The sequence below is a fragment of the Anabaena sp. EIM26 genome (assembly GCF_057568715.1).
The window spans coordinates 1,453,958-1,479,611 of sequence record NZ_CM172472.1 but is presented as its reverse complement, the minus strand read 5'-3'; the positions used below and the strand labels follow the sequence as shown (position 1 = coordinate 1,479,611).

12 protein-coding genes and 2 pseudogenes are annotated in these 25,654 nt (G+C 41.0%); 4 read left to right on the top strand and 10 right to left on the bottom strand.

The window, feature by feature from the left end; genetic code table 11:
• The first annotated feature begins 11 nt into the window (after window positions 1–11).
• Together AC012T_RS06230 and AC012T_RS06225 are read left to right on the top strand one after the other, a co-directional pair.
• Window positions 12–1,199 (top strand): ISL3 family transposase, encoded by a 1,188-nt coding sequence (locus AC012T_RS06230; protein WP_487066482.1) that lies wholly within the window; start codon window positions 12–14, stop codon window positions 1,197–1,199.
• A gap of 85 nt (window positions 1,200–1,284) precedes the next feature.
• Window positions 1,285–2,676: a 1-acyl-sn-glycerol-3-phosphate acyltransferase gene (locus AC012T_RS06225; protein ID WP_487064048.1), complete on the top strand. Its 1,392-nt coding sequence runs from the start codon at window positions 1,285–1,287 to the stop codon at window positions 2,674–2,676.
• A gap of 270 nt (window positions 2,677–2,946) precedes the next feature.
• Here AC012T_RS06225 and AC012T_RS06220 read toward each other — a convergent pair whose 3' ends face one another.
• Window positions 2,947–3,369 carry a type II toxin-antitoxin system VapC family toxin gene (locus tag AC012T_RS06220; RefSeq protein WP_487064046.1) on the bottom strand — a complete coding sequence of 141 codons (423 nt, stop codon included), beginning with the start codon at window positions 3,367–3,369 and terminating at the stop codon, window positions 2,947–2,949.
• Window positions 3,362–3,616: a YlcI/YnfO family protein gene (locus tag AC012T_RS06215; RefSeq protein ID WP_487064044.1), complete on the bottom strand. Its 255-nt coding sequence runs from the start codon at window positions 3,614–3,616 to the stop codon at window positions 3,362–3,364. The genes AC012T_RS06220 and AC012T_RS06215 overlap by 8 nt, the downstream gene beginning before the upstream one ends.
• Before the next feature lie 113 nt (window positions 3,617–3,729).
• On the opposite strand from AC012T_RS06215, the gene AC012T_RS06210 reads away from it, so the two are divergent.
• Together AC012T_RS06210 and AC012T_RS06205 are read left to right on the top strand one after the other, a co-directional pair.
• Window positions 3,730–4,239 (top strand): GNAT family N-acetyltransferase, encoded by a 510-nt coding sequence (locus tag AC012T_RS06210; protein ID WP_487064042.1) that lies wholly within the window; start codon window positions 3,730–3,732, stop codon window positions 4,237–4,239.
• Complete coding sequence (locus AC012T_RS06205; RefSeq protein ID WP_487064040.1) at window positions 4,236–8,027, top strand: PAS domain S-box protein; 3,792 nt, start codon at window positions 4,236–4,238, stop codon at window positions 8,025–8,027. Before AC012T_RS06210 ends, AC012T_RS06205 begins: the two co-directional genes overlap by 4 nt.
• Before the next feature lie 405 nt (window positions 8,028–8,432).
• Here the strand turns inward: AC012T_RS06205 and AC012T_RS06200 are convergent, their stop codons facing one another.
• The 8 genes and pseudogenes from AC012T_RS06200 to AC012T_RS06165 form a co-directional block, all read right to left on the bottom strand.
• Window positions 8,433–10,934 (bottom strand): two-partner secretion domain-containing protein, encoded by a 2,502-nt coding sequence (locus AC012T_RS06200; RefSeq protein ID WP_487064038.1) that lies wholly within the window; start codon window positions 10,932–10,934, stop codon window positions 8,433–8,435.
• A gap of 65 nt (window positions 10,935–10,999) precedes the next feature.
• On the bottom strand, window positions 11,000–13,483 hold the full coding sequence (locus AC012T_RS06195) for a two-partner secretion domain-containing protein (RefSeq protein WP_487064036.1): 2,484 nt from the start codon (window positions 13,481–13,483) through the stop codon (window positions 11,000–11,002).
• A 184-nt stretch (window positions 13,484–13,667) separates the two neighbouring features.
• A pseudogene (locus AC012T_RS06190) lies at window positions 13,668–14,789 on the bottom strand (S-layer family protein); the annotation flags it as partial.
• A 3-nt stretch (window positions 14,790–14,792) separates the two neighbouring features.
• The gene (locus AC012T_RS06185) at window positions 14,793–15,791 is read right to left on the bottom strand and encodes an IS630 family transposase (RefSeq protein ID WP_487059958.1); all 999 of its coding nucleotides are present in this window, start codon (window positions 15,789–15,791) and stop codon (window positions 14,793–14,795) included.
• 81 nt (window positions 15,792–15,872) lie between these two features.
• A pseudogene (locus AC012T_RS06180) lies at window positions 15,873–17,526 on the bottom strand (filamentous hemagglutinin N-terminal domain-containing protein); the annotation flags it as partial.
• 66 nt (window positions 17,527–17,592) lie between these two features.
• A complete protein-coding gene (locus AC012T_RS06175) occupies window positions 17,593–20,058 on the bottom strand; it encodes a two-partner secretion domain-containing protein (protein WP_487064034.1) in 2,466 nt (821 codons plus the stop codon).
• A gap of 75 nt (window positions 20,059–20,133) precedes the next feature.
• Window positions 20,134–22,791 (bottom strand): two-partner secretion domain-containing protein, encoded by a 2,658-nt coding sequence (locus AC012T_RS06170; RefSeq protein WP_487064032.1) that lies wholly within the window; start codon window positions 22,789–22,791, stop codon window positions 20,134–20,136.
• 74 nt (window positions 22,792–22,865) lie between these two features.
• Window positions 22,866–25,613: a two-partner secretion domain-containing protein gene (locus AC012T_RS06165; RefSeq protein ID WP_487064030.1), complete on the bottom strand. Its 2,748-nt coding sequence runs from the start codon at window positions 25,611–25,613 to the stop codon at window positions 22,866–22,868.
• Window positions 25,614–25,654: the final 41 nt, after the last annotated feature.

The window sequence follows — 25,654 nt, the reverse complement described above, 5'->3', positions numbered from 1 at the left end:
ATGCTCTTACCCTGATATCACATCGTCTTCATAGTGGGATTGGAATGATTTTACAAACCGAATCAAAAAAGTCATATGGTACTTGCCCCAACTGTGGCACAAAAAGCCATAAATTACATCAAAACCATCACCACATTATTAAAGACTTACCTTTTGGAGAAAAGCCAGTATTTTTAGAAATTAATAGACGACAGTTCAAATGTGCTGTATGTAAAAAACCGTTTAGCGAAGACCTAGATTTTGTCAGAAAAAAAAGGACTTTTACAAAGCGACTGGCACATAAGACAATACAAGAAGTTTTAGAGAATGATATTCATAGTGTAGCGTCAAAAGGTATAGTGACAACGGAAGAAATAGAACGGATGCTAAAAGATGCATCCGAAACATTACCCAATTTAAAACCTCTGAACTTAAAAAGACTTGGACTTGATGAAATAGCTCTGATTAAAGGCAAAGGTAATTACTGTGCAGTCTTAATAGATTTAGATACATCTCAACTAATTACTATATTAAATGGACGTACGCAAGAAATAATCAAGAAAACTCTTATGGAATGGGGATTTGAGGTTTTAGAACAAATAGAAGAAGTCAGTATAGATTTGTGGCAAGGCTATAAAAATTTAGTCATAGAATTAATGCCAAATGCCCAGGTAGTAGCAGATAGATTTCATGTAATGGCACAGATAAATAAAGAACTAGATACACAAAGAAAAAAAGAAAAACGCAGCGTAGAAGAGTTAATTAAAAAAGCAAATTCAGCAGAAGAAAAATCTAAATATGAACAAATATTATCAGGTCTGAAAAATAGTAAATATCCCTTACTTAAGAATGAAGAGAATTTAAATGAGGAGCAATTACACAAACTTATTCAAGTTCAAAATGTATCCCCTGTATTGAAAGTAATGCATGAACTGAAAGAGAAAATTAGAACGATTTTTAATAATACTCGTGATTGGTATACGGGAGTCTTTAAACTGGGTATGTGGCTATCAAAAGCTAAAAAATATTTCCCAAATAGTAACAATACTATTATTCGTTGGTTTGATGAAATTATTGCTTACTTTGATAACCGAACAACTAGTGGTACTGTAGAAGGAATTAATAACAAACTTAAGCTGATCAAACGTTCTAGTTATGGGTTTAGAAACTTTGACAATTTCCGAGTTAGATGTTTACTTAATTGGCATCTATATTATTAGTTTAGCATAGCAACTACTGAAGAGCCTAAATATTCTCATTGTTCAGTCTAAAGTGTCTCATTATTTACTTGAGGAGAAAATTACTTTGTCAAATTTAATGTACCAAGCACAACCACCATTAGAATTTATCCCCCCAGCTTTTAACCCCTTATTATTAAGATGTGTACATCTTTTGTTACCCAACTGGATACGCTGGAAAACTCCTATTAACCAGATTGAAGCCGAAAATGTAGAAGTTTTGGTAAATCTCTATCAGCAGTTTCAGGCAAGTAAAATCCGCTTCATGTTGGCGTTCCGTCATCCGCAAACAGAAGATCCACTTTGTTTAGCTTACTTGTTTTCCCAACTTGTACCCAAGGCAGCACGAACGCAGGGTATACAGCTACAGCATCCAATTCATGCCCATTTTATCTATGATCGGGGTATTCCTCTCTGGGCTGGTCAACATATTGGTTGGCTTGCTTCTCATTTAGGAGGTACTTCCATTCAACGGGGTAAAGCTGACTGGACAGGGTTACGTTCAGTGCGGGATTTGTATATGAATGGTCAGTTTCCAATGGCTGCTGCACCAGAAGGTGCAACTAATGGTTTATCAGAAATTGTCAGTCCCTTGGAACCGGGTATTGCTCAAATGGGCTTTTGGTGTGCTGAAGATTTACAGAAAGCTGGTAGAAATGAAGATGTGTTAATTTTACCAATTGGACTTCAGTATAGTTACATCAATGAACCTTGGAAGGCGATCGCAAACTTATTAACTGAATTAGAAGTAGCTAGTGGTTTATCTGTTAACCCATCTACTAGTACTTCTTTTGAAGTGCTTTATCCCCGATTATTGAGTTTAGCAGAAAATTTATTATCTATAATGGAGCAATTTTATACCCGATTTTATCATCAAAAATTGCCAGATGAAAAGATTATTAATGGAGAAATTAAAGATAGAAATGAAGCTTTAGCTTATCGGTTACAAGCTGTTATGAATGTAGCTTTATTTATTGCTGAACAATATTTTGATTTACCATCTAGAGGCAATTGGAATGATAGATGTAGAAGAGTAGAACAAGCGGGTTGGAATTATATATTTAGAGAAGATTTCAAGGATATTCAATCATTATCACCCATCGAGAGAAGTTTGGGCGATAAAGTTGCTGAAGAAGCTTATTTTCGGATGTGGCACATGAGATTAGTTGAGAGTTTTGTAGCAGTTTCTGGTATTTATATCCGTGAAAAACCAACAGTAGAAAGATTTGCAGAAACAACTTTACTTTTATGGAGTATGGTCAATAAAATTAAGGGCAATAATCCTTTACAGCGTCCGCAATTGGGCAAGCAAAAGGTAAAAATTACTGTGGGGACACCGATTTCTGTTTCTGAACGTTTTTCGGGGTATAAGGGGAGTCGTGTGGGAGCTAGACAAGCAGTGTCTGAATTAACAAGCGATTTGCAGCAGGTGTTGGAGGGGTTAGCAGGTGTGGGATGATGCATGAGTTCGGAGTTTCTCCTATGCCTACGGCACGGCTTCGCCGAACGGAGACGCTTCGCGAACGGAGTTCGGTGTTTGGAATTTCTCCTTAGGAGACGCTACGCGAACGGTGTTTCTCCTATGCCTACGGCACGGCTTCGCCGAACGGAGACGCTTCGCGAACGAAGTTATGATTTTTAAGAGAGAGAGAATAAGGGTTTGAGACTCCTACTAGGGGCGAGTTTTCCACAAATTATCTTATGTCGAACTCAGGTGATGATACTTAATTCATGCGTCAAGTTTTTTAACCCATGCTGGACATGATACGAGCGTGTTGAGCAAAGATTGGTCTGCTGTCCAAAATTCGGCTGATTCTAGCTCGGCAACTGCCAGAAAAGCAGCATCGTAGAGAGTTGCCAGAGAGAATTTTTCTGCGATCGCATAAGTTTTGGTGCGGATAGCATCACTATCGAGGTACTCAACAGGCATTTGACAGAAATCATCATAAAATGCCTCTGCTTGTGCTGCGGTAATTGTTCCCAATCTAGCTTTTTTTCGCAATACTGACCCAACTTCAGCCCATGCAAATGCTGGAGCAACTAAGCGCATATTTGATGTCAGTAAGGGAATAATCAAGTTTCTGGCTTGGGTTTGCAGTATTTCCGGTAGAAGATAGGGAATCCAAACACTGGTATCAATGCACTTAGTCACGCCGTTCCTCACCTGCTCGCAAATGACGAATCAAGTCTAAAGAGCTTGATTGAATACCTGTTTGAGCTTCCACTTCGGTACTACGAGCCACAATCCGCTGATGGGCTGCGAGGGAGCGCCTTCTTCGTACTTCATGAGCGATCGCTTCTACAACCATCTCATTAAAAGACTCACTGCTCTCTCTTAACTGCTTTGCTTGCTGAAGCAAGTTAGCAGGAATGCGGATAGTTACTGCTTCTCGTTCCATAGTTACAATATTTATAGTTATAATATGATATCATATAGTGTAACTATAATGTGGTATTATTTATTAATATCGCTAAAGCATATAAAAAATATTGCTATTTATCCATATAAAAAATGAAAAAGCCAAATATTACAATCAGAAAAGCCACCATAAATGATCATCAAGGCGTGACAAAATATGCCATCAAGCTAGTTCATCAACATCAAAATTACAATCCATACAGATTTGTTGAATTTACAAATCATGAACAACAGCTTTTTGATTTCTTTGCCGAACAGATTGATCACCCAAAAGCAGTTGTATTAGTGCTAGAAGTAGAAAATGAAATCGTTGGGTACTCATTTACAAGATTAGAAGAAAGCAGTTTTGTTGATATTGCACCAGAAGCAGCATGGCTTCATGACATTTACATTGATGAGTCAGTGCGGGGACTAGGAGCAGGAAAATTACTGTTAAATGCTTCAATAGATGCAGCTAAACAGTTAGGAACAAAAGTTTTAATACTTCAAGTAGCCGCACAAAACGAATTTGCTAAAAAGCTATTTGAAGCTAATGGATTTAACATAGCAACTTACGAAATGATCATGAATCTAGATGAAAGCTCAAAAATGTTGAAAAAATGAATTTCCACCCCTTTCAACAGTGGATTATCAAGATAGCAGGTACAGCACCATTAAGACGGATGCTGATAGTTCCGTTTGTCTTACAAATTGTGGGCGTTGTTGCCTTAGTTAGCTATTTTTCCTATGAAAATGGATCTCTGGCAGTTAACAAACTTGTTGTGAATTTACAGTCAGAAATTGATAATCGGATTCATCTCAATCTCAGTAACTATCTCAATACACCTGTCAAAATTAATCAGTTAAATGTGGATGCTTACGAATCTGGGCAACTGAATTTGTGGAATTTTCAGGACACAGGTAAGTATTTTGCCAAACAATTGCGAACCTTTGGGGCTAGTTATATTCAATTTGCCACAGCTAGAGGCGAATATATTGGTGCCGGTGATTATGGATTAGGTAACACCCAAATAGAAGAAATTCCTTTAGGGGCAGAACTGGGGAAATCCTATAAATATGATACAAATCAGACAGGCGATCGCACTCGACTAGTTTCTATGCCAACTTATGACCCTAGAGTAGAAGCTTGGTACTCCAAAGTAGTTAAGGTAGGTAAACCAGTATGGAGTGAGATCTACAACTGGGACGCGAATCCAGAAATTATGTCGATCGCAGCCAGCTATCCACTATATAATCGTCAAGGTAAATTTATTGGCGCTCTCAGTACAGATCTCAGTCTGACTTATATCAGCAATTTCTTGCAACAAATACAACTGGGTTCTTCTGGTAAAGCATTTATTCTAGAACGGTCGGGAATGCTAGTTGCCAGTTCTGCCAAAGAACCACCATTTCGGATGGTGAATGGTCAAGCACAACGGTTGCAAATCCTCAATAGTCAAGATTTAGTAATTAGGGAAGTTGCCACCAACATCCAAAAAAAATCGGGCAGTTTAGCAAAGATTTACAAAAATCAGCAAATCCAAGTCAAAATCAAAGATAAAAAATATTTTGTCCTCGTTTCTCCCTGGCAAGACAATTTTGGTTTGGACTGGTTGATTGTAATTGTCTTACCAGAATTAGACTTTATGGCAGAAATTCAGACCGCAACAGAGAAAACCATTTTCTTGTGCGGTGTGGCTTTTTTGCTCTCAATAGGGATGGGATTATTAACTACTCAGTTAATTGCCCGACCATTGCTGAGGTTAAACTTAGCAGCTAGACAGATTGCCCAAGGAGACTTTCAGGAACTAGCCCCAATTTTTACCCCCATAGTTGAAGTCCAGCAACTGTCTTCTTCCTTTAGCCAAATGGCACAGCAATTACAGCAATCATTCACCAAACTGGCAGACAGCAAGGCAGAACTGGATCAATTTTTGGAAAGTTTGCCCATAGGGGTATCTATTCATCAAAGAAATGGTTATGTAATTTACCTGAATCGGAGTGCTAAATCTCTGCTGGGTGTGGAAAAACTTCCTGAACAAGATGTAGATAATTTGTCTGTTGCTTATCAACTTTATGTAGCTGGAACTAACCAACTTTATCCCCAGAATAAATTACCTGTAATCCTAGCTTTACAGGGAGAGTATGTGCAGATTGAAGACATTGAAGTTCACTACAACGGCAGAATAATACCACTAGCAGTATGGGCAACGCCAATTTTTGACCAAAATGGCGGCATTACCCATGTGATTACTGCATTTCAAGATATTACAGATCGCAAACAAGCCGAACGCATTCTGACTAACTACAATGCCGAACTAGAAAGACAAATCGCCTGCCAAACTGCCGAATTACGTCATCAAGAAGCCCAATTTCGTGCCATTGTTGAGTTGCAAACAGAATTAATTTTCCGTAGTTGTGTCGATGGCAAGCTGACTTTTGTTAATGATGCCTTTTGTCGTTACTTTGGGGTGAATGCTGAGGATATTTTGGGACATAGTTACAAAGGTTTTATTTTTCCAGAGGATCGCGCTCAAGTATTTCAAACTCTGGCTACTATATCTATAGAAAATCCTGTTATCAGTATAGAAAATCGCGTAATTGCCCAGGGAGATGTGCGTTGGACGCAATGGAATCAACGAATGATTTTCGATGAAGAAAACCGCTTCGTGGAAATACAAGCAGTGGGTCGAGATATCACAGACAAAAAACGTGCGGAAACTGCTCTGGCAGCACGAGAACGTTATCTTTCAACTTTGGTTAATGTCCAGAATTACCTTTTAGTTAATGAATCTGATACCAACTACTACACACAAATTCTGCAATGGTTGGGAGAAACAGCATCTGCATCCCGTATATATGTGTTTGAAAATCATGATGATGCTGCTGGGAATATGGTAGCAAGTCAGAGATCAGAATGGTGTGTGGAAGGGATTGTTTCGGAACTTGATAATCCTGTACTGCAAAATATTCCCTATGCAGAGTTTTTACCACGATGGTTAGAAATCCTTTCTAGTGGCAAGATTATCAACGGTGTAGTTGCCGATTTTCCAGATAATGAAAGGGAAATATTAGAACCCCAGGGAATTCTCGCTATCTTAATTTTACCTTTCTTGGTGAATGGTCAGTTTTGGGGTTTTATTGGCTTTGATAATTGTGCATTGGCTCGCATTTGGGAACCAGCTGAGGTAAACTTGCTCAGTGCCGCTGCATCTGCGATTTCGGCACATCTAGAACGGCAGCAAGCTAGACGTGAAATTGTAGATGCCAAAGAGGCTGCCGAAACTGCTAACAGTGCCAAAAGCCAGTTTTTGACCAGTATGAGTCATGAGTTACGGACTCCGCTCAATGCGATTATTGGTTTTAGCCAGTTGCTAGAAACTGATGCTACCCTGCAAGCAGAACAAAAAGATTTTATTAATACCATCAATCAAAGTGGTGAACATCTGCTGTCATTGATTGATGATGTTTTAGAAATGTCCAAAATAGAAGCGGGTAAAGTGTTTTTGAATGAAAAATCTTTTCACCTGCCACAATTGCTGACGGGTCTAATGGATATGCTACGTCAGCAAACATTGTCTAAGGGATTGTTTTTTGAGTTGGAACTTGCGAACAATCTGCCAGATTGGATCGTTACCGATGATGCTAAATTACGGCAGGTGCTGATTAATTTATTGGGAAATGCTATCAAGTTTACTGATCATGGTGGTATTGTTCTGCGGGTAGGGATGATGGCATCTATATGTGCAGGCTATCACCTGTTCTTTGAAGTGGCAGATACAGGACAGGGTATTGCGGCAAATGAACTAGAAAACATTTTTGAGGTTTTTGGACAATCTGAAGCAGGTAAGCGATCGCAAACAGGTACTGGTTTAGGTTTGCCTATCAGTCGCAAGTTTGTAGAACTCATGGGTGGAGAACTGACGGTGCAGAGTATCCCTGGTGTAGGTAGTAAATTTAGGTTTGATATTCAAGCACAGATGGTTGATCCACCAGCTAAGAAAGATGAAAATACTCAACCAACTGGCTTGAGTTCTACAAAGGTCTTAGTGGTTGATGATAACGCTGTAAATCGCAAATTTGCTTTACTGATGTTGAAACGTTTGGGATACGAAGCTCAAACAGCAGATAGTGGAGAAGCAGCAATTCAAGTATTACAACACCACACTTTTGATGTGATCTTGATGGATGTGCAAATGCCTGGTATGGATGGACTGGAAACAACCCAAAGAATTCGCACCTTGTATAGCGATCGCCCACAACCTATATTTATTGCTTTAACGGCGGATGTCTCTAGTGAAACTCGTGATAAATGTTTTGCCTGCGGAATGAATAATTTTCTTTCCAAGCCAGTAAAAATAGAACTGTTGCAACAAGTCTTACAAAAAAAGGGAATAGGGAATAGGGAATAGGGAAAAGATAAGAAACTAAAGTTTCAGAGTTTAAAGCTCAGTCAAAAAAAGATATTTTTTGAAGGAGAATGGCATGAAAAAAGAACAGTGTCATTATTTCAATATTCTGATCTCCTTCTAATTCTTCCTCCTGACTCCGAACTCCTGACTCCGAACTCCTGACTCCTGACTCCGAACTCCTGACTCCCGACTCCCGACCCCTGACTCCGAACTCCTGACTCCTGACTCCCGACTCCCGACCCCTGACTCCGAACTCCTGACTCCTGACTCCCGACTCCCGACCCCTGACTCCGAACTCCGAACTCCTGACTCCGAACTCCGAACTCCGAACTCCGAACTCCGAACTCCGAACTCCGAACTCCTGACTTCTAGTCTTAACGGAAAGACTTTTTCAGCAAACCCTACTTAATTGTTAGAAACGCCAGCACAGGTTAAATTTGGTTGCACCTGACCAGAAGATTTATCTGCAATTAACTCAACTTTGCCGATCGCATTACGATGCCAAGAAGTAGCTGAAATCAAAGTTCTTGGAGATGGGGGTATTTGGGCTGATGCGCTGTTTCCACGATATGCAGAGATGTCGCGGATATCAGTCCAAGTACTGAGACGTAGCCAGTTGTAGACATCACTCCTCGCGTCCTGAGTGGGATTTTGGGGGATTCCCCCTCTTCCTGTGGCGACAAAACTACTACCACTCGTCTCTGCACATCCTGTAGCTATTTTTTGGGATGGGTCTGTCACATTTTCAGGTAATTCCACTAAACCGGAATTGGGGTCAACACCAATGTTATGTATCTGTACCGTACCGCTAACACCAAATTGAGAACTGGCAGTAATATCATTTTCAGCAGTAATTTGAGGACGATATTCTAAACCGATAATTCCCTGGGCGGCGATTTTAATATTACCCCCACGTCCTCGGACGGCATTGGCAATAATGTCGCTGTCTTGCAACCCCAGAAGAATCGGTGTGGCAATTTGAATATTACCCCCATCTCCCGCACCACCAGCAGTTGCAGTAATATTGCTGCGATCGCGCATTAGCAAAAGATTCCCCACTTGCAAGCTAATATCACCACCATTACCAGATGCTGTCTGAGCCTGAATTAAGCCTTGATTTTTTAATTGGATGCGATCGGCTGTGATGTTGAGACTGCCGCCATTTCCAGAGCCTTGATTGGTGACGCTCACTGTACCCCCATCTGTTAATATCAGATTAGGTGTAGTCACGCTCACATTACCAGCATTTGCACTCAGTATATCTGGTAAACCAAATAATTCTCTGAGTAGTGGTTCTGGCTTGAGGATGGATGAGTTAATACTGCTCTGATTTAATTGACTACGACCACTAATTTCAATAGATTCTGTGGCATTTACCTGAATATCACCCCCATTACCCATAAAAAACGAACTTCCGGCAATCACTCCTCCATCTAACAGTTGTAGTCTCTTAGTATCTAGTATTAAGGTTTTAGCACTGCCAGTACCATAGGTAATTGAGCTAATATTACTGTAAAGTCCGGCAGGATTGTCTCCCTTCACTATAGTAGTATCAGTATTAATTCTTACCTCACCACTAGAACCACTACCAAATGTAATTGAAGATAGTGCGGCACCATCAGACACTAGTAAGCTATTAGAATTAACGGAGATATCACCAGCAGTTCCAGTACCGCGTGCGCTAGTAGCCATACTGGTTACACCAGCTGGATTGATGGATGAGAAGCCAGATATCTCTATTGCTGATGCTTCAATCTGAATGTTGCCACTGTCAGCAACTCCAAACGCCGTGTTATTTAACCCTGAACCCTGCTGGAGTGAAAACCGAGGGGTGATGATTTGGATATTCGCACCAGTTCCACTACCGAGAGCTTCAGTGCGAATCCCACTGCGAATTTTGGCATCTGGTGTTGTGCCAATCATAGCGATCGCTTCTGATGCTTGCAAGTGGATATTCCCGCTAGGAAGATTGCCAAGATTCTTTGTAAGAACTAATGATCCATCAGTGAATTTAATCTTGCGTCCTTGAAGTTGAACTGAACCCGCATTTACTCCACTCACATCTAATAGTGATTTCTGTGCCAGTTGAATATCACCAAAGATTTGCTCTTTCCCATACTCCAATTTATATCCCTGAGTATTTGCAACTAAACTAACTAATCCTGCACCTCCCAGACTACCTAATTCTATTTGCCCTGTTTCACTAGTGAGGGTAGCCCCATTGAGATTCAGATTACCACCCACCAAGGCTAGGGTTTTTCCAGGCTGTACTTGCAATTTTGTTAAGCTAGGATTGCGAATAAAAGGAGCTAGAAGATTAGGAATATCTAAGGAATGTCCGGTACCTTGAACTTGTATTGGCGCGGGATTATTACCCATTTGTAACCCTATCGGCGCACTCATTGTCAATAAGGGTGTGGTCACGTCAATAGCACTAAATTCCATTCCATCACTAAATTTAATACTATTTGCCGTTGTTCCTACAAAGGACCCGCTGATATCCAACTTGGCATTTTCACCAAATACAATCCCCGCTGGATTCATTAAAAATAAACTGACTGGATGATTACTGTTGAGAGTTTGCATCAAGCCATCAATATGAGAAATATTGCCACCTGTCACCCGACTAAATATAGTTGTAATATTTGGTGTATTGTTTAAATCAAACTTTGCTGAACCACCTGTAGGTATAGAAAAATTACTAAAACTATGGAATAAGTTATGACCTTTTTCCATGCCGTTAAGAATAGTAAAATCATTACTAATTGAGTTGACAGTGGTATTAGTAGTACCATCAGATGTGACTTGAGCTATTGCACCTCGACCCCATAGAAATATTGCTGTTAGCATGATCCCTGGAGTTAATAACCCAGTTGTTAACATAAATATAAAAGCTCTAACTCTCATAGCTAACAATTTCCTGAATTTGGTATTAACTTATTGTTCCCTAAATAGGCATTTTTATAACATGATTAACTTTTAAGAATAGCCGCACAGGTTAAGGTTTGTTGTACTTGAGTAGGATATTTATCGGCTAGTAATTCTATTTTTCCTTGGGCATTACGATGCCAAGAAGTCGCTGAGATCAGAGATTTTGTTGATTCAGGTACTTGGACTGAAACTGTGCTACTCCCACGATATGCAGAGATGTCGCGGATATCAGACCAAGTGTTTAGACGTAGCCAGTCGTAGACATCTTTCCTTACATCCTGAGTCGGATTTTGGGGTATTCCCCCTCGTCCTGTAGCCACAAAACTACTACCACTCGTCTCTGCACATCCTATAACTATTTGTTGGGATGAGTCGGCTACATTTTCAGGTAATTCCACTAAACCAGAACTGGGGTCAATGCCAAAATTATTAATTTGCACAGTACCGCTAATACCAAATTGAGAACTGGCGGTAATATCATTTTCAGCAGTAATTTGAGGACGATATTGTAAGCCGATTATTTCCTGTGTGGCAATTTGAATACTACCCCCACGACCTTGAACTGCATTGGCAATGATGTCACTGTTTTCTAAACCAACAATAACAGGAGATCTAATTGACAAGTTACCACCATTACCTTCCCCCTTAGCGGTGACGGAAATCAGGCTATTGTTCCGCATCAACAGATAATCTTGCACATTTAATCCCACATCTCCTCCATTACCAGAAGCGGTGGATGCAGTGATATTGCCTTGATTGTTAAGAAAAATTGAGTGGGCATGAATCTGCAAATCTCCGGCTTTACCTAGTCCATCATTTTTGACAGTGACAAATCCCCCATCTGTGACACGTAACAATGGGGTGTTAATGGTTAGGGAGCCTGCGTTACCGGTAGGAATGGCAGGAAGTCCAAAGACAGCTTGAGTAACTGGATCGAGAATTTCGGCGCTTGAGGCAATGCGAGCAGGAAGAATCGATTCAGAGGCTCTGCCTCTAACATCTACGGATTCCAAAGCATTAACTGTCACGCTACCTGCTGCGCCTGAGGCAACCGCGCTAGACCCTAGTATTCCACTGTCTTGAATCACTAATCTAGATGTGTTGATGAACGTACTACCAGAATCTCCTGTGTTAATAGCCGATGAAATTATTGAACTTGATAATGCTGTAAAGGGGTTATTGCCAGCAATCTCAACTAAATCTGCTACATTGAATCGTAAAATTCCTGACTGCCCTGAGCCTGTGGATGTAGTGCTAATACTACCACTATTCAGAATTCTTAAGTTGTCACTGGAAACAGTAATATCACCTGCTTTGCCGGAATTCAATGTGATGGATGTGATTGAAGTTGAAGCGATAGGATTAGTCGGGGCAAAGCCTTCGATAGCGATCGCACCTGCAACATTGGCTGTAATATTGCCACCAGGTATTGGCGTAAATGTCCAGTTATGGATTTGTGACCCATCTTTGAGGGATAACTGTGCGGCGAAGAGACTGATATCCCCCGTTGACGTGATGCCTAAATTATCAATTTGGATCAGGCTACCTAATTTGCCATCGGATGTATTTCCACTTAAGTTAATAGACTCAGTGGCCTTGATAGTGATGCCCTGAGAAGGTTGTTGTAGCCCAAAGTTTTGCAGCAAGGCACCAGAACCTTCAGTGAAGCTAATATTCCGTCCTTGTAATTGGATCGAGCCACCACTACCACTAGCATCTACCAAAGATTGTTGTGCCAAATTAATATCGTTGAATTGCCTGACTGCGGAATAATCTCCAACTAACCCTGTAGAAGTAGAGTTAAGTTTGACTTGCCCATCGCTAACACTCCCAACTTCTAGATGTCCCCCCCCATTTGTGGTAACAATACCACCAGAGAAGTTCACGGCTCCACCAATCAGTGCTAGCGTATTGCCTGCCCCAACTTGTAACCCGATGGGATTATTGCTGCGATCTGCGGGAGTAAAAAATCCGATGGTGATGCGATGTCCACTCCCTTGCACAGCAATCTCTCCTGGATTTTGACCTAACTGTAAGCCGATTGGCATACTCATAGTCAATAGGGGCGATACTCCGAGATTAGTCGCACTAAACTCTACTCCATCAGCAAACTTAATACTATTCGCCGTCGTTCCCACAAATGAGCCGCCAATATTTAAACTGGCATTTTGACCAAATACAATCCCCGCTGGATTCATCAAAAACAAACTGACTGGGTTATTGCCATGAATAGTGCTAATTAACCCATCAATATTGGCAACATTGCCACCCGTAACCCGACTAAATATAGTTGTAATATTTGGCGTATTGGTTAAATCAAAAGTCGCTGCACCACCAGTAGGCACAGAAAAATTATTGAAGCTGTGAAATAAATTATTACCTTTATTTATACCATTAGTAATATTAAAATTATTACCACTTGGATTGACAAGGGTGTTAGTTGTGCCATCGGATATTACCTGAGCAATACCTACGGTCGGCTTTGCCAACGCACCGCAACTCCATAGAAATATTGCTGTTAGCATGATCCTTGGAGTTAATAACCCAGTTGTTAACATTAATAGACATCTCCGGTAATTAAATATGCGTGGCTTCAAACCCTTGTAGAGAAGTTTCGCCGGAACGTCTCTACTCTACTCTCATAGCTAGATAATTTCCTTGACTTGATTTAAACTTATTGTTCCCTAAATAGGCATTTTTATAACATGATTAACTTTTAGGAACGGCAGCACAGGTTAATGATGGTTGCACTTGTGAAGGAGATTTATCTGCAATTAATTCAATTTTGCCTTGGGTGTTACGATGCCAAGAAGTCGCTGAGATCAGAGATTTTGTTGATTCGGGTATTTGGGCTGTAATTGAGCTATTTCCACGATATGCAGAGATGTCGCGGATATCAGTCCAAGTGTTTAGGCGTAGCCAGTCGTAGACATCTTTCTTCACATCCTGAGTCGGATTTTGGGGTATTCCCCCTCGTCCTGTAGCCACAAAACTACTACCACTCGTCTCTGCACATCCTGTAGCTATTTGTTGGGAAGAGTCTGTCACATTCTCTGGCAATTCCACTAAACCAGAACTGGGGTCAATGCCAAAATTATTAATGTCTACTGTACCGCTAAGTCCAAATTGGGAACTCGCGGTAATATCACTTTCCGGGGTAAGTTGGTCGCGGAATTCTATTCCAAATAAACCCTGAGTTTGAATATCAATATTGCCACCAGCGCCTTTAATAGCATTGGCAGTAATATCGCTGTTTTCTAAACCAATAATAATCGGTGCATTAATGGTGATATTGCCGCCTGTGGCTGTACCTGTGGCATTGGTACTAATTTTACCGCCATAACGCATCAATAGAATATCAGTATTGAGAGTCATATTACCGCGATCGCCTGCGGAAACTTCTGAAAGCAGACCGCCACCTTGTTCGAGTTTGATTTGCTTGGCATTAATGAGCAAGTTCCCTGAGTTACCACCCCCTGTATTACTAACTGAAATTTGCCCATGATCCAGAACATTGAGCCGATTCGCCACTAGATTCACTGAACCAGCATCAGAGGTGGTAGTAGAAGCAGCAGTAATGGTACTTGGAAGAATGCGACCATTAGTTAAGGGTTGAGAATTACCCTCTACCGTTATATTGTTAACTTGTAAGTTGACATTACCTGCCGCACCATTGCCATCTGTAGAAGAGGTAATTTGTCCACCATTGAAGACGCGCAGATTGTCTGCCGTCAAGCGAATATTGCCTCCCTTGCCTGTGGAATTCTGCCCTATTGCTACAGTGATACCACTGGGAGCGTCACCAAGAAGATCAAGTACGGGATCGCTAAGTAGTTAGACAAAATTAATTACATAGTTTTCTCCAAATTCTCTCAGAATTTGTTCAACGGATGCAACAAAAGTTTTCCAATCTTTGTAAGCATCTATAGGAATCCATTCATACTTAATAAATCGCCACAAAATTTCAATTAAATTCAAATGAGGGGAATAAGTAGGCAATTCAAAAATAGTAATATTGCGCTCTTTCCATTCTTCAATTTTGTCAAAAATAGCATCACTAGTATGAATAGATGCTTGATCTACAACAATAAATGTTGGCTTATTTACTGTAACAAAAAAAGTATCAATACAAGCAATAACTACATCAGAGTTAATGGTTTGATATGAAACATAAGATTTAAGTTCATTTCGTTTATTCATGATTCCTAATACATTTAACCGCCGACTACGACAACTCAAAATATTTAATTGTTCCCCGATATCTTGCCACGCATAAGGGACAGAAGGAATTAGACAAAATCCCGATTCATCTAAATAATATAAATCAATTTCTCCCTTTTTATCCAATAGTTCTAATTCTTCTAATTGCGCCCTTTTTTCTTGATATACTTGAGTTTCAGGCTTTCCTCCTACCGCTCTACGCATTCGATGCCAACTCATTTTTAATCTTTTTAATATTCTTTTAACTGTTTTTTTACTGGTTTGAATTCCCAATTCTTCTTCGATTTTTTGAACAACTTGTTTTAATTGCCTTGGATTGTCTTTTGCTAATTCTTTAATTTTTTGTTCTTGTTCAGCATTGAATTTTGATTTAGCTCCCCTCCCTGATTTATTATATAATCCCACCATGCTTTCTGATTCCCATCTCTCAAACCAATTATAAATAGTTTTGTAACTTACTTGAAAAATTTTTATCAGTTCCTCTATTTTTACTCCTTGATGTGCTAGGATTAGACAATGCGCTCTTTGACGTACTTGATGATGTCGACTTTGACGATAAATCCGCTCTAATAATTTAGCGGATAGAGGGTTTATTTCTCGAATAAATATCATTTTATTAAATATTAGAATACGCTCATTATATCTGAATATTTTATGTTAATTATTTGTGTAATTAATTCTGTCCATGTACTTAACCTGCACATCAGTGGCTTGGATCGTGATATTCCCTGCTGTGCCTTTACCCGCGATCTCAGCATTTGGACTGCCTGTAATCTGACTGGAGATGGTTCCACCGTTGGTGAGAGCGAGTTGACCCGTGTTAATTGTCACATTGCCCCCTTGACCAACCGCCCCGGTTAGAATTGAACTGATGATCGCACTGGTACCATTGTCAGGGTTTGTACCACGAATATCGAGGCTTTGAGTTGCCGTCACGGAAATATCACCTGCTTTGCCAGTTAAAGGAGAGAAAGCACCAAACAAATCGGTGCTGATACGTCCCCCATCTAGTAGCAGTACCCGTTCAGCCTCTACCGCAATTGCACCACTTTCATTTTGTTGTCCTCCTAGAATCAGCGTTCCAATTGCAGTTCCTGGAAAAGAGTTTCCCGTATTCGGACTGCGGAATGGCGCATAACCAATAATTTCTACATCGGTGGCATGAACTGTGATGTCCCCTGTTTTGGCATTGTTGATAGGCATGAAAGTCGAAAAGTCAATACCAAGGTTAGAGGAGTTTATCCATCCTCCATTGGCAAGGCGTAATCGTTGAGTATTAATCGTGGTATTTCCGGCAGTTGCTCCACTTCCTTTTACACTGGTGGTTAAACCTGGAAAATTAACATTATCGGGATGAGAAACACCCAGTAAATCTACAAATTCTGTAGTTTGGACATTGATACCCTGTCCTTGACCATTCGCGCCAGTGGAAGATTCTATATTTGAGCCATCTTGAAGGGTCAACCCCCGCCCCCGGATGTTGATCGCACCCCCAATCGCCCCACTCGTATTGATATAGGAGGATTGTTGCAGGGTAATATTGCCCCATGTTGGCGATGGGGATGAACTCGCCAATTGCCAGTTACCAGAGGTGGGTATATTCACTGTACCATTTTGCATCGCCCACAATTCCACACGGCTATCCGGCGCAGAAATGTTGGCATTATTGATATCCACTTGTCCCCCAATCAGCGCCAGGGTTTGATTTGGTGCGATCGATAATGTCGGTGTCCGAAACATGAAATTGTTGGCAGGTGTACCTTGAACTTTTATCTCTCCCGCATTACTTCCCATCTGCAAACCCACAGGTACACTCATCGTCAACAACGGTGATTGAGTTGGATTTATAGCACTAAATTCTGTGCCATCGGCAAATTTAATACTATTTGCTGTCGTCCCCACAAATGACCCGCCAATATTCAACGAGGCATTTTCACCAAACACAATTCCGTTAGGATTCATCAAAAACAAACTGACTGGATTATTGCTGTGGAGAGTTTGAATCAAGCCATCAATATGGGAAATATTTCCACCTGTAACTCGACTAAATATGGTTGTAATATTGGGCCGTATTGGTTAAATCAAAAGTTGCTGAACTACCTGTAGGTATAGAGAAATTACTAAAACTATGAAATAAATTATTACCTTTATCAATCCCGTTAAGAATATTAAAATTATTGCCACTTGGATTGACAATGGTGTTGCTTGTTCCATCGGATGTTACCTGAGCAATACCTACGGTTGGCTTTGCCAACGCACCGCAACTCCATAGAAATATTGCTGTTAGCATGATCCTTGGAGTTAATAACCCAGTTGTGAAGATTAATAAAAAGGGTTTGACTCTCATAGCTAACAATTTCCTAGACTTGATTTCAACTTAATTGTTCCCTAATTAGGCACTTTTATAACATGATTAACTTTTAGGAATAGCCGCACAGGTTAAGCTTTGTTGTACTTGAGTAGGAGATTTATCCGCTAGTAATTGTATTTTTCCTTGGGCATTACGATGCCAAGAAGTAGCTGAGATCAGAGATTTTGGCGATTCGGGTACTTGGGTTGTAATTGCGCTATTTCCACGATATGCAGAGATGTCGCGGATATCAGTCCAAGTGTTTAGGCGTAGCCAATCGTAGACATCTTTCTTCACATCCTGAGTCGGATTTTGGGGTATTCCTCCTCGTCCTGTAGCCACAAAACTACTACCACTCGTCTCTGCACATCCTGTAGCTATTTGTTGGGATGAGTCGGCTACATTTTCAGGTAATTCCACTAAACCGGAATTGGGGTCAATACCAAAATTATTAATTTGCACAGTACCATTAACATTGAACTGAGAACTAGCAGTAATGTCATTGGTGCTGTCTTCTCTAGGACTGAGGGTGTTACGGTATTCTAGACCAATAATGCCTTGAGTGGTAATGGCAATATTGCCACCTTCTCCTTGCACAGCATTGGCGAGGATATCACTATTTTCTAAACCAGTAATAATTGGCGCATTAATGTTGATATTTCCCCCTTTACCATTACCGCCTGCGGTCGAGGTAATTTGGCTATTATCGCGCAGCAGCAACAAATTCCCCACTTGTAAGTCGATGTTGCCACCATTACCAGATGCTGTCCTGGCCTCGATGAAAGCTTGATTGCTTAATTCGATGTTATTGGCGTTAATCTTGAGACTGCCACCATTGCCACTACCTTCATTGGTAACAGTTACAGTGCCACTATCCTTTAAGATGAGGCTTGGTGTCGTAATGTTCATCGTACCACCATCGGCAGACAGTATATATTCTGTTAGCCCAAATAAGTTACGCAATACCGGGCTAAGAATGAGGGCAGAGGAACTAATGGCACTCGGTGTTAACGGATTGCGACCCTTAACTTCAATAAATTCCGTAGCATTGATCCTCACATCTCCGGCATGACCAATAAAATATGAACTTGTGCCTATTGATCCGCCATCTATCACTTTTAACCTAGCGGTATCTAGGGTTAAGGTTTTAGCATTGCCGACGTTGAATGTGACGGAGGTAATTCTTGTGCCGAAGGGAGAGCTATTACTACTCTGCACAGTGGTATCTAGGTTGCGAATCATAACTTCACCACTAGAACCAATACCCCGCGATACAGAAGATAGTCCGCCACCATAGGATACAAGTAAACTATCACCATTGGCAGAAATATTACCTGCATTGCCAGAACCAAAGGTACTGGTGTTAATAAAACTGCCAGTGGCATTGAGGGGCGATAAGCCAGATATCTCTATATTTTTGGCATTAACTTGAATATTCCCACTGTTAGACACACCATAAGTATTACTACTTAATATCCCTCCTTCATAGAGATTGAGTTTGGGGGTAATAACATTGATATTGCTACCAGTTCCCTGGCTCCAAGTTTCACTCCGAACCCCACTCACTGCATCAGTCAGATGTATGCTTTCTACTGCCTGAAGATGCAAATCGCCTCCAGGGAGATTACCATGATTTTGTGCCAGTAATAGTGAATGATCGCTAAATTGAATCTGCTTACCTTGCACCTGAACAGAACCAGCATTCACTCCACTAACATCTAGTAGGGATTTTTGGGTGACTTGAATATCCCTAAAATTGTGTACCTTCCCATACCCCAGCGTATAACCTTGAGTAGTTGATATCAGGTCAACTAGTTCTGAGCTACCCAAACTACCCAACTCAATATGACCTGTTTCAGCAGTTAAGGTTGCTCCATTCAGATTGAGATTACCACCCACCAAAGCCAGAGTTTTTCCGGCTTGTACCTGAATTTTTGTGAGACTAGGAGTGCGAATAATTGGAGACAGAATACTAGCAATATTTAAGCTATACCCTGTACCTTGAACAGCGATCGCTCCTGGATTTTGGCCTGTTTGCAGCCCCACTGGCACACTCATGGTTAATAATGGTGGCGCACCAAGATTAATTGTACTAAATTCGACTCCATCAGCAAATTTGATACTTTCGGCGGTAGTAGCTACAAATGAACCACCAATATTCAAGCTGGCATTTTGTCCAAAGATAATTCCACTGGGATTGAGCAAAAATAAATTAGCGCTACCATTGGCTTGAATTAAACCATCAATATGGGAAACACTACCGCCAGTTACACGACTAAAAATATTTTGGATATCTGAAGCGTTGTTGAAGAATACAGAGCCTTGGCTAGGAATGGAAAACTGACTGAAGCTATGAAATAAATTATTGCCGACGCGATCGCCATTGGTAATGGTGAAGTTATTATCATTTTGGGAGACGGTAGTTTTAAGGGTACCATCGGGAATTACTTGAGCGTTAACCCAACTGCTGCAAATCCCAGATGTTAATATTCCACTGATTAAAGTCAACCAAGTACAAATAACTTTCATCACCTCACCCCCATTTTTAACTACCTATATATAGGTTTCCCAAATTTGTATTTTTAATAACAAAATTAGAGGTAGTCATGAACTTTTAGGAACGACAGCACAGGTTAATGATGGTTGCATCCGAATGGGAGATTTGTCTGCAACTAACTCAATTTTGCCGATCGCATTACGTCGCCAAGAAGTAGCTGAGATCAGAGATTTTGTCGATGGGGGTATTTGGGCTGTAACTGCGCTCTTTCCACGATATGCAGAGATGTCCCGAATATCAGACCAAGTGTTTAGGTGTAGCCCGTCGTAGACATTGCTGATTACTTCTTGATTAGGATTTTGTGGTATTCCACCCCTGCCAGTGGCAATAAAACTGCTGCCAGTATTAATAGAACAACCTGTAGCTATTTGTTGTGATGTGTCTGTCACATTTTCTGGTAATTCCACTAAACCAGAATTGGGATCGACTCCAATGTTATTAACTTGAACATTGCCACTGATACCATATTCCGAACTAGCTGTGATATCACTGTCAGAGGTAAGTTGATTACGGAACTTCAATCCAAAAAGCCCCTGAGTTGTAATTTGAATATTGCCACCTCTTCCTTTGATGGCATTAGCAATGATGTCACTGTTTTCCCACCCTAGAATAATGGGTGCATTAATCGTAATATTACCACCGCTGGAACTTCCACTGGCATTAGCAGTGATAGTACTGCCTTGCCGTAGTAACAAAGTATTGAGGCTCATGACAATATTACCTTGGTTGCCTGCATTAGCTTCAGAACGAAGTTTGCTAGTTCCATCCAACTTCATATGATGAGTTTGAATGAGCATATTACCGGCATTTCCTGTACCTTTGCCGCTAACTACAATTTCACTGCGATCGCTCAAATTCAAATTTTCTGTGGTCAGATGTACCGAACCCGCAGCACCAGGGCCTGTAGAAGAGGCATATAAACCACTCGGACCAGTGGCATCAAGTGAGTAAAGCAGTTCGCTATCTGGGACTTTACTGACACCTGCAATATTGATGGAATTGGCTTGAATGGAAATATTTCCGGCTTTACCGTAGGTTTCAGTTGAGGTGGAAATTCGTCCTCCATCAAGTAAGTTGAGCTTACCAACATTAAAAGTAATGTTGCCACCTTGCCCCGCACCTAAACTAATCAGTTCATTAGTAGAGAAATTGTAGTTACCGTTTGTTGATGCAAAAAATCGCGTTGCTACTCCAGTTGACGAACTGCCACCCAAAGTTGCTTCTTCCGCATTAACAATAATGTTACCTGATGCACCTTCACCATAAGTACCAGTGCGAATACCAGGGCCATTCAAAACCTCTAGTTTCTCTACGTTGAGAATTATATCTCCACCCCTGCCTGTGGCATTTTCACGGATGCTAGTACTCATCCCCGTTAAAAATGCAGGTTCACCTGTTGCAGTTTCACCTGTCACACTTAAGTTTTGTGCTGTGACGATGATATTACCACCATCACCAGTTCCTCTGGCGGTAGAACGTATTTCAGCCCCGTCTTGAATGTTGACCTGTGTAGCATCAATTGTGACATTACCACCCCGACCTTGAGAACCATTTATTGTATTAGATGCTAGGGTACTTACACTAAATCGCTGCTTTGTAGGTGCATAGATCGCTTCTCCAATTATATTGACAGTTGTAGCCTTGACGGTAATATCGCCCGAATCTCCAGTTCCATAAGCACGGGTGTTAATTTGTGCGCCATTTAAAACATTGAGAACGGGTGTTTCGATTGTCACATCACCACCTCTTCCACTGGCTGTTGCTTGGGAGTAAGCGGCAATTGCAGTGTTAGAAAGGGCTTCCTTACCAATTAGTTCCAGAGACTCTCCGGCTTTGACAAGAATGCCTTGTCCTGAGGTTGTTCCTAGGGTGTGGGAGGTGATAGTTGAAGAACCAGATAGGGTAATTTTTTGCCCGTGGAGAGCGATCGCACCACCTTGGTTTCCACTTGTATCAACCTTGGCTGCGTTAGTAAAGTTCATATTTTGGAACTGATTCGCAGTCTGGAAATCTAAGCTAAATCCAGCACTGTTTGCAGACAGTCCCACGTTATTATTTGCTGCAACACTCGCTAATTCAACTCTGCCATCGGCAGCAGTAATTTTATTCTGGTCAAAAGTTAAGTTACTTCCAACCAGTGCAAATGTCTTTTGTGTTTGAACTTCTAATTTTGCCCCATAAATGTTAATTGCACTAGGATTGCTGCCCATTTGCAAGCCAATTGGCACGCTCAAGGTGAGTAAAGGTGAATCCAGTGGATTTTTAGCGCTAAACTTAAACCCGTCCGCAAATTTGATACTTTCGGCGGTAGTAGCTACAAATGAACCACCAATATTCAAGCTGGCATTTTGTCCAAAGATAATTCCACTGGGATTGAGCAAAAATAAATTAGCGCTACCATTGGCTTGAATTAAGCCATCAATATTGGAAACACTACCGCCAGTTACACGACTAAAAATATTTTGGATATCTGAAGCGTTGTTGAAGAATGCAGAACCTTGGCTAGGAATGGAAAATTGACTGAAGCTATGAAATAAATTATTGCCGACGCGATCGCCATTGGTAATGGTGAAGTTATTATCATTTTGGGAGACGGTAGTTTTAAGGGTACCATCGGGAATTACTTGAGCGTTAACCCAACTGCTGCAAATCCCAGATGTTAATATTCCACTGATTAAAGTCAACCAAGTACAAATAACTTTCATCACCTCACCCCCATTTTTAACTACCTATATATAGGTTTCCCAAATTTGTATTTGTACTAACAAAATAGAGGGTGTCATGAACTTTTAGGAATGGCAGCACAGGTTAATGGTTGTTGGACTTGAGTAGGAGATTTAGCTGCAACTAACTCAATTTTACCGATCGCATTACGATGCCAAGAGGTAGCTTGGATTGGAAATTCGCTCGATTGGGTAATTTCTGGTGTAACTGTACTATTTCCACGATATGCAGAGATGTCCCGAATATCAGACCAAGTGTTTAGGTGTAGACCATCGTAGACATTGCTCCTGATTTCTTGATTAGGATTTTGTGGTATCCCACCTCGTCCCGTCGCTATAAAACTGCTGCCAGTATTATTGGCACAACCTGTAGCTATTTGTTGGGATGGGTCTGTCACATTTTCTGGTAATTCCACTAAACCAGAACTGGGATCAAGCCCGACAGTATTGACTTGAACAGTACCACTGAGTCCAAATTGCGAACTGGCGGTGATATCACTTTTTGCTGTGATTTGGGGACGAAAGTCCAAGCCAAAGATACCTTGAGTGGCAATCTGGATATTTCCACCACTTCCTAATACCGCATTGGCAACAATATCGCTATTTTCATCAGCAAGGGCAATAATAAATCCGGCATTAATGTCAATATTTCCCCCTGTTGAGGTACCACTAGCATTGGTGGTAATATTGCTGCCATGTCGCAGTAGTAGAACATCATTTGCTTGCAACTCAATATTACCCAGACCACCTCCATTCACTTCAGAACGCAGATTTGCGCCATTATCGAGGAAAATCTTGTCAGCGTTAATATCTATATCTCCCGCGTCTCCAGTTTTAGTATTACTAACAGTAATTTCTGCACCATTGCGAATGCTTACAGTGTCAGATTCTTTAATCTTTACAGACCCCGCAGCAAAACTAGTAGCAGAAGATGCCGCGATCGCACTGGGCAGTTGACGACCATTAACTATGGTTTGGGAAATTCCTTCTACATCAATATTTTTAACTTGCAGGTTAATACTCCCCGCAGCACCTTGACCCAAGCTTGATGAAGTAATTTGTCCACCGTTGAATACCCGCAAGCGATCGCTCTTCAGAGTAATATTTCCTCCTTCTCCGACAGCACTATCAGCCACAGCAACTGTAATGCCACTGACTGCATTATTAATAGTATCGAATACTGGGTCGCTAACCTCTACATTCTGGGCATAAATCTCTATATTTCCAGCTTTACCAGCACCTGATAGCCCACTAGAGACAGTCCCGCCTTCCGCTAGTTGCAAATATCCAGTATTAATAGTGATGTTGCCACCTTGACCAGCTGCAAAAAGTTGAATAGAGCTGATCACAGCACTAGTAAAGTTATTAGGTGTAGCTCCTTTAATTTCGAGACTTTCCACAGCTTTGATTGAGATGTCCCCAGACTTACCAGTGGCGATAAACTCAATACCAAAAAAGCTGAAGCCGAGTAAATCAGTACTAATGTGACCTCCATTGAGCAAATGAACTCGATCAGCTTCAATGGTGATACTGCCACTATTATTATTATTACCACCACTTACCAAGGTAGTAATAGCGCTAGGTCTAAAAACAAGAATACCATTGAAAGGAATGCCAAATGGGTTGTATCCGTTTACTTCCACATCTTTAGCATGAACGGTAATATTTCCAGTACTAGCATCGTTGATGGGGGAAAAAGTGGAAGTAAAGCCATTATTGATGGACTGCAACCAAGCTCCATTCGCAATCCGTAACCGTTCAGTCTCGACGGTAATATCTCCCGCCTTTGCCCCGGTTCCAAATACACTAGTCAATAATCCAGGAGTTTCATAATTCTCAGGGGCAGAGACTCCTAACAAATCTATAAATTCCGTGGTTTTGACGGTGATACCTTGTCCTTGTCCAAATGCTTCTGTACCAGAAGAAATTCCTGAACCCTCCTGAAGTGTCAAACCGCGCCCTCGAATGTTAATTGCTCCGCCATTTATCCCACTAGTATCAATCAGCGAGGCTTGTCTGAGCGTAATTGTTCCCCAGTCAGCAGAAGTGGGGCTAGTTAGTTGCAATCCGGCTTGATTATTCAACCCAACTTCAGCATTCTGCAATGCCCATAATTCAACTCTTCCATCTCGATTGGCAAGGTTGGTCTGATTGATGTCGATTTCACTACCCACTAATGCCACTGTTTGAGCCTTGAAGATTTGCGAGGGGCGAAAAAGGAAATTGAGTGCTGGTGTTCCTTGGGTGCGAATTGTTCCGGCATTGGCTCCAAGTTGCAGCCCAACGGGTGCGCTCATAGTTAATAAAGGGGGCGTTGTGGCATCGGTGGCATTAAATGCGAACCCATCCGCAAATTTGATGCTATTGGCTGTTGTACCCACAAATGACCCGCTGATATCCAACTTGGAATTTGACCCAAATACAATTCCATTCGGATTCATCAAAAATAAACTGACTGGATTATTACTGTTGAGAGTTTGAATCAAGCCATCAATATGAGAAATATTGCCACCTGTAACTCGACTAAATATAGTTGTAATATTTGGTGTATTGGTTAAATCAAAGGTTGCTGAACCACGTGTAGGTATAGAAAAATTACTAAAACTATGGAATAAGTTATGACCTTTTTCCATGCCGTTAAGAATAGTAAAATCATTATTAATTGAGTTGACAGTGGTATTGGTAGTACCATCAGATGTGACTTGAGCTATTGCACCGCAACTCCAAAGAAGTATCGCTGTTAGCATGATCCCTGGAGTTAATAACCCAGTTCTTAACATAAATATAAAAGGTCTAACTCTCATAGCTAACCATTTCCTGAATTCGGTACTAACTTATTGTTCCC